Below are 8,606 nucleotides of genomic sequence, written 5' to 3'. Positions count from 1 at the left end.
AGCCCTGGCCACCCGCTACACGAAGCGGATCGCCTACTACCGATCAGAGATCGTCATCGCGGCCATCGTGTTGTGGCTGCGTACCGACTTACAGGACACGCCCTAGTCACTCACCACCAGGCCATGATCCTCAGGGGCTGGCGGGAGGATCTACAAGGCGTCGGTACCACGACGGATCGGTGACGAGTTCTCGCAGGTAGATACACGAGACGGGCGGCTCCTCACGAAGAGGAACCGCCCGTCTCGACCGTCGGGACGACAGGATTTGAACCTGCGACCCCTTGACCCCCAGTTCGGGGGCATGAGCCTCCTGCGCGTCAGAGTGGGTGACGCGCGTCCGGCAGGGAGCAGGACGTGCAGGCGTGAGCTGGGCGTTCGCGGACCGTGGTTCCCAATTGGTTCCCAGACGGGCACGCAGCCTCCCCGCTCGCGCGGCTCACGTAGGCGGTGGGCCGCGCTGATTCAGCCCAATAGGCCGGGGAGCCAGGTGGACAGTCCGGGGACGTAGGTGATGAGGGCGAGGCTCAGGAGCAACGCGGCGAAGAACCGCCACGACGCCGCCGTGATCACGTCGAGGCTCACCTTCGCGATGGATGCCCCGACCACCAGCGTCGGGGCGACCGGCGGCGTGACCAGGCCGATGAGCAGGTTGACTACGACGACCACGCCGAAGTGGACGGGATCGATGCCGAGGGCCTCCGCCAGCGGCACCAGGATCGGGACCGCGATGATGATCCCCGGGGCGACGTCGAGGAACGTCCCGATGACCAGCAGCAGGATGTTGATCAGCAGTAGCTGCACCCAGACGGTCGAGGTCAGCCCCAGCAGGAACCCGGCGATCGCCTGCGGGATCTGCTCGACCGTCATGATCCAGCCGAACAGCGTCGACGTCGCGATGATGAGCATCACGATCCCCGTGGACGTCACCGCACGCGTCAGCACCGTCGGCAGGTCCCGGGGCTTCAGCTCGCGGTAGACGAGCAGCTCGACGAGGAGGGCGTAGACCACCGTCGCGACCGCGGCCTCCGTCACGGTCAGGACACCGGAGACGATCCCGCCGACCAGGATGACCGGCGTCATCAGCGCCCAGAAGGCGCGGCCGAACGCCCGGCCGATGTCCGCGACCGACGCACGCTCGCCCGCCGGGTAGCCCGCCCGCACCGACTGCCAGTAGCCGACGGCGATCAGCAGGACCACCATCAGGATCCCCGGGACGATGCCCGCGACGAAGAGCGAACTGATGGACACCCCCGCCGCGATGCCGTACAGCACCATCGGGATCGACGGCGGGAAGACCGAGCCGAGGACACCCGCGTTGGCGACGACCGCACCCGCGAAGCCGCTGTCGTAGCCGCGTCGGCGCATCTGCGGCACCAGGACGCTGCCGATCGCGGCGGTGTTGGCCACCGACGAGCCGGACACACCCGAGAACAGCATCGTCGAGAGCACTCCGACGACGGCCAGGCCACCCCTGAGGTGCCCGACCAGCGTCGCCGCGAACTCGACCATGCGCCGCGCCATCGCACCCCGCGCCATCAGCTCGCCCGCGAGCAGGAACGCCGGGATCGCGATCAGCGCGAAGGAGCCCGTCCCGGCGAACATCCGCTGCGCGATGACGGCGAGCGGGAGGTCGGTGCCAGTAGCCGCCATGGCAATCACGACCGCCATGAGCAGCGCGATGCCGACGGCCACGTTCGCCGCCACCAGCACGGCGAAGGCACCGAAGAGCCAGGCGATCATCATTCTCGGCTCCGTTCTGCCGTCGCAGTCGTCGTCTCCGTCGCCGCAGCGGCTTCCTCCACCACCGCGCGGCTTTCGTCGGCGGAAAGCAGTTCGTCCGCGGATCCGGTCAGGTGCAGCGCGACGTGCTCCAGGCTGAACACGATGCCCACCACCGCGAACACGGGGAACACGAGGTAGATCGCGGCCATCGGGATGCCCGTGGCGGGCGCCTGCGAGTCGAGGCCGACCACGATCAGGTTGCGGCTCGACAGGCCGACCACCGCGAAGAAGGCCACGGTGATCAGGTCGACGACCACGATCACGGCACGTCGCACCGAGGTCGGCAACCTCGTGACGGCGCTGGAGTAGCCCGCGTGCATCAGGCGACGGTGCGCCACCGTGATGGCCATCAGGCTCGCCACGACGAGCAGGAACCGCGAGGCCTCCTCGGTCCAGGCGAGGGACTGGTCGAGGACGTAGCGGAAGAGCACCTGCACGGCGATGACGAGCACGATCCCGACGAGGCCCGCGCCCGCGAGCACCCGGGCGAGGAGATCGAGCGCATCGGCGACCCGGTGGAAGGCCGAGGCCGGGCCGCCTCGTCCGGCGCTACGAGGCATGGGGGGTCCCCAGCATGTCGTAGAGCTCCTGACCGAACTCCCGCGCGTAGTGCTGGTGCACCGGCTGGACCGCCTGGCGGAACGCCTCCCGGTCGACCTCGACGAAGGTCATGCCCTTCTGCGCGAGCGTCGCCTTGTACCGCTCCTCGTCCACCGCGGTCCGCGCGTTGTGGGTGCGGCGCACGGCCTGGGCGGCCTCGGTAACGACCTGCCGCTGCTGGGGCGACAGCCGCTCCCACGCGTCTTCGGACATCGCCAGCATCACGTAGCCGTACACGTGATCGGTCTCCATGACGTAGCGCTGCACGTCGTTGAGGTTCGCCGACTCGGTGATGGCGTACGGGTTCTCCTGCCCGTCGATCACGCCCTGCTGCAGGGCGCTGTACACCTCGCTGAACGCCATCGGTGTCGGGTTCGCTCCCATGGCCCGCCAGGCGTCGATCGACGCGGGGATCTCCGGGACCCGGATCTTGGCGCCGTCGAGTTCGGCGGGATCGGTGATGGGCCGGTTCGCCGTCAGCTCCCGCGGTCCGCGGTCGAGCCAGGCGAGGTTGCGGATGCCCTTCTCCAGCAGGGCGGCCGACAGCTGTTGGCCGCCCGGCCCGTCCAGCGCTTCGTTGAGCGCGGCCTGGCTGGGGAACATGTATGGGATCTCGAGCATGGTCATGGCGGGCTCCACGGAGGAGAGCACGCCCGCCACGAGCGCCAGGTCGACGGAGCCGATCTGCATCCCCTCCACCATGTCGCGGTCTCCCCCGAGCTGGGCGCTGGGGAAGACCTGCACCTCGACCGTGCCGCCGCTGCCCTCGTGCACCAGCCGGGCGAATTCCTCCGAGGAGGTCTGCCACGGATCGGTCACCGAGTTGACGTGTCCGAGGCGCAGCTCGACGGTGTCGTGCCGGCCGCCCGCGCAGCCCGCGGTGAGGATCAGCGCGCTCACCGCGAGGAGTGCGGCGAGCACCGGCTTGCGCGTCCTGGGCATCCGACCGGCGGTCATGGCGTCAGCCGCGGGAGGACGAGGGTCTTGACGGCGGCGCCGCCGTCGGCCTGCCGGGCGAACTCGGCGCCCACCCCGTCCAGGCCGATGCGCTTCGTCACGAACTGCGCGTAGGTGGCGGGGGCGTCGGCGAGGAGCGCAAGCGCCGACGAGAAGTCGGCGCTGTTGTAGGTCAAGGACCCCAGGATGGTCTGCTCGTCGGTGACCAGCGCAGACGCGGCGACCGCGGCGGTGTCGCCGTAGAGACCGAGCAGCACGATGCGTCCGCCGGGGCGGGTGAGCGCGGCCGCGTCCACGAGGCTGTCCGGCGCCGTCGCGGCGACGATGGTGACGTCGGCCCGCTCGCGCCGGCGGCCACGCAGCTCCCCGACGATGCCGGAGGTCCGCACGTCGCTGGGCCTCGCCGCACCGAACCGGCCCGCCAGCTGCAGCTTCCTCGGATCGATGTCGGTGACGACGTCGACGTCGGCACCGAGGTTCCGGGCGACCACCAGGCACAACAGGCCGATCGTGCCCGAGCCGACGATGTTCACCGTCGTGCCCGGACCGATCCCGCCGCGTCGGTTCGCGTGGCACGCCACGGCCAGCGGCTCGGCCAGCGCGGCCAGGTCGAGCGCGACGCCGTCCGGCACGCGCTGTGCCATGGCCGCGGGCGCGGCGAAGTACTCCGCGAGGCTGCCGGTCCAGCCCTGGGTCGCCGGATACTGCTTGGACTCGCAGATCTCGTTGTCGCCGTGCCGGCAGGCCGCGCACGTGCCGCAGATGCGGTGCGGCTCGATGACGACCCGGTCGTCCACGCCCACCGTGGTCACGTCCGCTCCCCGTGCGACCACAATGCCGGCCGGTTCATGGCCGAGCACGACGGGTGGCCGCCGGAAGGGGTGCCGTCCGTGCCAGGCGTGCAGGTCGGACCCGCAGATGCCGGATGCCTCGACCGCGATGACGATCTCGTCGACCCGCGGTCGCGGGTCGTCGACGTCCCGGACCTCGATGCTGCGCTCGGCGGTGAGGACGGCAGCCTTCATGCCGCACCCCGACCAGTGCGGGGTGCGCGGAGGGTGGTGGCGGTCCTGGCCATGGGTCGTCTCCTCGGATCGTCGCTGATCGTCGCGCGGGTGGTGTGATGGGTGGTGGGCCGGTCAGGGCAGGTCGGGCTGCAGCAGCACCTTGCAGGCCTCGCCGGTGAGCAGCTCGATCCCCTCGTCGATCCGGCTCAGCGACAGGCGGTGCGTGATCAACCAGTCGAGGTCGAGGCGGCCGGAGTCCAGGAGCAGCAGCGTCTGCTCCCAGGTCTCCCAGAGCCGCCTCCCGAAGATCCCCCGCAGGGTGATGCCCTTCTTGTTGATCGACGCAGCGATGTCGATCTCCGCGGGCCCGCTCGGGTGCCCGACGGTCACGACGGTCGCCTCCCGGCGCACGGCCTCGAACAGGACCGGCAGGGTGCCGGGAGCCCCGGAGCACTCGAAGGCGACGTCGAAGCCGCCGCGCCGCCCGGCCAGCTCCCGGCACCGCTCGACGACCTCGGCACCCGGCGGAAGCGCGAGCACGTCGAGGCGCTCGGCGTGCCTGCGGCGGAAGGCGTTCGGCTCGACCACGACGACGTGCGCCGCCCCCATCAGGCGCGCCAGGTGCGCGACGACGAGACCGACCGGGCCGGCGCCGCTCACCAGGACGGAACTCCCCGCGACCGCGTAGCCGGATCGCTGGACGGCGTGAACCGCGACTCCGGCCGACTCCAGCAGGGCTCCGGTTTGCAGCGGGACGGCGTCCGGGAGCCTTACGCAGATCGCCTGCGGTGCGGCCATGTACTCGGCGAACACGCCGTCGATGTGCATGCCGATGATGCCCGTGCGCTCGCAGGTGTGGGCGTCGCCGGTGCGGCAGGGGTAGCAGCGGCCGCAGGCCAGGTGGCTCTCGAGTGCGACGTGGTCCCCGACCGCGAGGCCGGTGACGCCGCTACCGACCTCGACGACGGTCCCCGCGCCCTCGTGGCCGAGGACCACCGGGAGATCGAGGTGGAAGGCTTGGGCCGACGGCGTCCACTCGTAGACCTCCCGATCGGTGCCGCACAGCGAGGCCGCGGCCACCTGGACGACGACCCGGCCCTCGTCGGCCTTCGGATCGGGCAGGTCCCGCACGTAGTCGGCGCCACGCCCGGGGAGCCTCTTGACCACTGCCCTCATCGCTTCTCCCTCTCTGGTGGTGTCCATCCGTGGTGCCGGTACATCCGGTCAGGCATGCGGCACCCGACCCGCGAACCGGCGCAGGACGTCGGGCGGACCGACCTGTCCGCCCTTGAGCAGCAGCCGGCATCCGGCCACGGCCGCCCCGTCGTCGGTGCGGCACACGGGCCCGGCCACGACGAACTGCGCCGACACCCGCACCTCCCGCACGCCCATCGCGATCAAGGCGTGGCTAGAGGTGTCGCCGCCGCAGATCGCGATGTCGCGGGTGAGCCCGCCGGCGGCCATACGTGCGGCGAGCCCGCCGATCAGTGACCCGACGTGCTCCGCACCGACCGGGCCACTATGGGCGTACCGCGGATCGTCGACCCCCCGGGTGGTGTGCACGACGACGTCACGTCCGGCCGACAACGCGGACGCCACCTGCGTGTCGAGGGCGGCGACGAGCCCGGCGCCCGCGGGAGTGAGCAGGTCCGCCGGGACGGGGACGTCGACCCAGCCGTGCTCGAGCGCATCGCCGATCTGCTCGGAGGTCACGCTGGACGCCGAGGCGCTGACCGCCAGTACGGGCCCGCCCGGGGCCTGGGCCCCGGGCGGGCCCGTACTGGCCGGCGCGCCGTTGGTCGTGCGGGCCAGGGCGGCCATGATGCCGCCGGACCCCACGACGAGGGCGGGCCCGGTTCTGGAGCGCTCCCCGGTCAGCGCACGAGCGACCGCGTCCATGTGGTGCTCGTCGACCGCGTCGACGACGAAGGCCGAGCAGCCCCGCTCCCCCCGCCGCTCCGTCCACGCGTCCTCGAGCGCTCCCGCCGCGTGGACGGGCAGGTGGATCGCACCGACCACCGAGCCCGGCGCGAGCTGCTCCGCGAGCACGCGACGCAGGTCGGCCTCGCGCATCGGCGTCGACGGGTGCCGGGACATCACCGGGTGGCGGTCCAGGCGGTGGACCTCTCCCGCGTAGGCGGCGTAGTGGGTGGTGAAGGCGGTGAAGCGGCCGAACTCGGGCTGTGCGGGCGCGACCGCGATCGGACCGTGCGCGGGGAACCGCTCGTGCATCAGCTCGATGCCCCGGCCGATGCTGCCGGTCGTGGGCGAGCTGTCGAACGTGGAGCAGACCTTGTAGAGGAGCACCTCGAGGTCCAGGCCGGCCAGGCGATGAAGGTCCCGCCGCACGAGCCGGTCGAACGCGTCGCCACCGAGAGAGCGCGCCGGGCCCGCGATCCCGACCACGTCGGTGTCCTCGGGCAGCGGGGCGTCGCCGAGGACGAGGGCCGCCTCCAACCCGTGACGGTGGGCCTGGGCGAGGACGTCGCTCGCGCCGGTCAGGTCGTCGGCGACGAAACCGAACGTGGGCATCTCAGGCACCTGGTCCGAACATCTGCGCCGCGTGCAGCAGCGCCTCGTCCCCGCCCCGTGCCCGGTCCCGGACGGCGTCGGCGAGCGGCACGCCCGCCACCGCCGCGTCCCAGGCCTGGCGGAGGCTCCTCACCCCGGCACCGGGGCCGTCGGGGTGGGCCGCGATCCCGCCGCCGGCGAGCATCAGCAGGTCGGTGGAGCCGACCGCCGCGAAGGTGGGGCCGGGCGTGGTGACGTTCTGGCCGGAGGACAGCGTCGGCACGGGTGGGATCGTCGTTCCGAGGGGGGCGAGCAGGCTGAGGGTGTTCGCCGCGACCTCCTCGTCGGTCTCGTAGAACTTGCTGCCCAGCCCGCTGACGTGCACGTGGTCCGCACCGGCCAGCCGGGCCAGCTGCTGCCAGACCCGGTAGTCCACCCCCAACCCCCGCGCCCGCATCGAGGCGGCGAGCCCGGCCCGGTGCCCGTGCACGGGAACCTCGGTGAACGAGCGCAGGTAGGCCAGCGCCGGGAGGCCCATCACGGGGACGTTGAGCATCACGCACCGCCCACCGGCCCCGACGACGAGGTCGTGCCGGCGGCGCAGACCTGCCAGGTCCCCGGTGATGTTGAAGGCGTACATCGTGGGATGACCCGTCACCTGCTCGGCGGCCCGGATCTCCTCGGTCGCCACGGCGACTCGGCGTTCGAGCGGGAGGTAGTGCGGATCCGTCATGAGCTCGTCGTCCTTGACGAGGTCGATCGAGGCCAGCGCGAGCTCCCGGACCACGAGGCGGAACTCGTCCTCGGTGAGGCCGACGTTCGGCTTGACGATCGTCCCGATCAGCACGCCCTCGGCGTCACCCATCAGCCGTCGGGTCCCGCCGATCCCGAAGGCGGGTCCCGGATGCGCGGCCACGAACTCGTCCGGGAGCCGGATGTCCTGCAACCGGCACGCGTAGAGCTGCCCCAGCTCGAAGAGGTTCCCGGCGACGGCGGTCTGCAGGGTGGCGAGGTCGGTCCCGACGTTCTCCATCGGGAAGTCCACCGTGGCGAGCGCGGCACGCACCTTCTCCGGGGTCTTCCGCGACGGCAACGCCGGCGCGCGGAGGCCGTGCGGCTCGACGTGCACGACCTGCGCGCCGTGGCGCTGGTGCAGGCGCGGCGACTCACCGGGCACGGCGACGAACGTCCCGCTGGACTGCTCGCCCGCCACGATCGTCGCCGCCCGCGCGGGATCGATCTCCGACTCCAGGTAGTAGGTGCAGCGGATCGTTCGCTGGTCGCGCATCAGTTCTCCGGTCGTCATCTGCTCGTTGGGCCGGCCACCGCGTCGTGGACGGCGGGCCCACCGGACCACCGCAGCACCCACGACGCGACGAGCGGGGCCAGGACCGCCGTGACCAGGACCGCGCTCGCCGTCTGAGCGGCGGCCGAGGGCACGAACGGGAGGAATCGGGGGTCGGATGCGAGCACGACGACCGTGGTCGTCGCCGCCGCCTTCCTGCTGTTGCTCCCGGTGATCTGCGCACCCGTGGCGAAGATCAGGAGTGCGATCAGCGCCAGCGCACCGTCCTCGAACGACGCGGTGGTGAAGCTCCCGATCGTCAGCGCGCCCGGCGCGAACGTGTTGACCAGCACTCCCAGCACGAGGGGGATCAGCATCAGGCCGGCCGGGATCTTCTGGATCGTCGCGAACACCGGAAGGCGGGAGCTGCGTTGCCTCGCCCGCGTCTCCGCCATGGGGCGTGC

8 protein-coding genes are annotated in these 8,606 nt (G+C 71.8%); all 8 read right to left on the bottom strand.

Features of this window, described 5'->3' with window-relative positions:
* Nucleotides 1–462: 462 nt before the first annotated feature.
* Entirely contained in the window at nucleotides 463–1,743 is a 1,281-nt protein-coding gene (locus CFP66_RS39055) for a TRAP transporter large permease (protein WP_094930402.1), read from the bottom strand.
* Nucleotides 1,740–2,342 (bottom strand): TRAP transporter small permease, encoded by a 603-nt coding sequence (locus CFP66_RS39050; protein ID WP_094930401.1) that lies wholly within the window; start codon nucleotides 2,340–2,342, stop codon nucleotides 1,740–1,742. The genes CFP66_RS39055 and CFP66_RS39050 overlap by 4 nt, the downstream gene beginning before the upstream one ends.
* Entirely contained in the window at nucleotides 2,332–3,324 is a 993-nt protein-coding gene (locus CFP66_RS39045; protein WP_094930413.1) for a TRAP transporter substrate-binding protein, read from the bottom strand. The genes CFP66_RS39050 and CFP66_RS39045 overlap by 11 nt, the downstream gene beginning before the upstream one ends.
* Nucleotides 3,325–3,335: 11 nt before the next feature.
* A complete protein-coding gene (locus CFP66_RS39040; protein WP_094930400.1) occupies nucleotides 3,336–4,364 on the bottom strand; it encodes a zinc-binding dehydrogenase in 1,029 nt (342 codons plus the stop codon).
* Between the two features lie 114 nt (nucleotides 4,365–4,478).
* Nucleotides 4,479–5,522, bottom strand: coding sequence for a zinc-binding dehydrogenase (locus CFP66_RS39035; protein WP_094930399.1), 1,044 nt, complete (start codon nucleotides 5,520–5,522; stop codon nucleotides 4,479–4,481).
* Between the two features lie 48 nt (nucleotides 5,523–5,570).
* A complete protein-coding gene (locus CFP66_RS39030; protein ID WP_094930398.1) occupies nucleotides 5,571–6,878 on the bottom strand; it encodes a four-carbon acid sugar kinase family protein in 1,308 nt (435 codons plus the stop codon).
* A 1-nt stretch (nucleotide 6,879) separates the two neighbouring features.
* Nucleotides 6,880–8,145, bottom strand: a complete 1,266-nt coding sequence (locus CFP66_RS39025) for a RuBisCO large subunit C-terminal-like domain-containing protein (RefSeq protein ID WP_094930412.1) — start codon at nucleotides 8,143–8,145, stop codon at nucleotides 6,880–6,882.
* A 14-nt stretch (nucleotides 8,146–8,159) separates the two neighbouring features.
* Nucleotides 8,160–8,597: a 2-keto-3-deoxygluconate permease gene (locus CFP66_RS39020; RefSeq protein WP_094930397.1), complete on the bottom strand. Its 438-nt coding sequence runs from the start codon at nucleotides 8,595–8,597 to the stop codon at nucleotides 8,160–8,162.
* Nucleotides 8,598–8,606: the final 9 nt, after the last annotated feature.

It is taken from the genome of Pseudonocardia sp. MH-G8, from assembly GCF_002262885.1.
Taxonomy (GTDB): Bacteria; Actinomycetota; Actinomycetes; order Mycobacteriales; family Pseudonocardiaceae; genus Pseudonocardia.
Note: the sequence above shows the minus strand (reverse complement) of the source record. Positions and strands in the feature narration are given on the sequence as shown.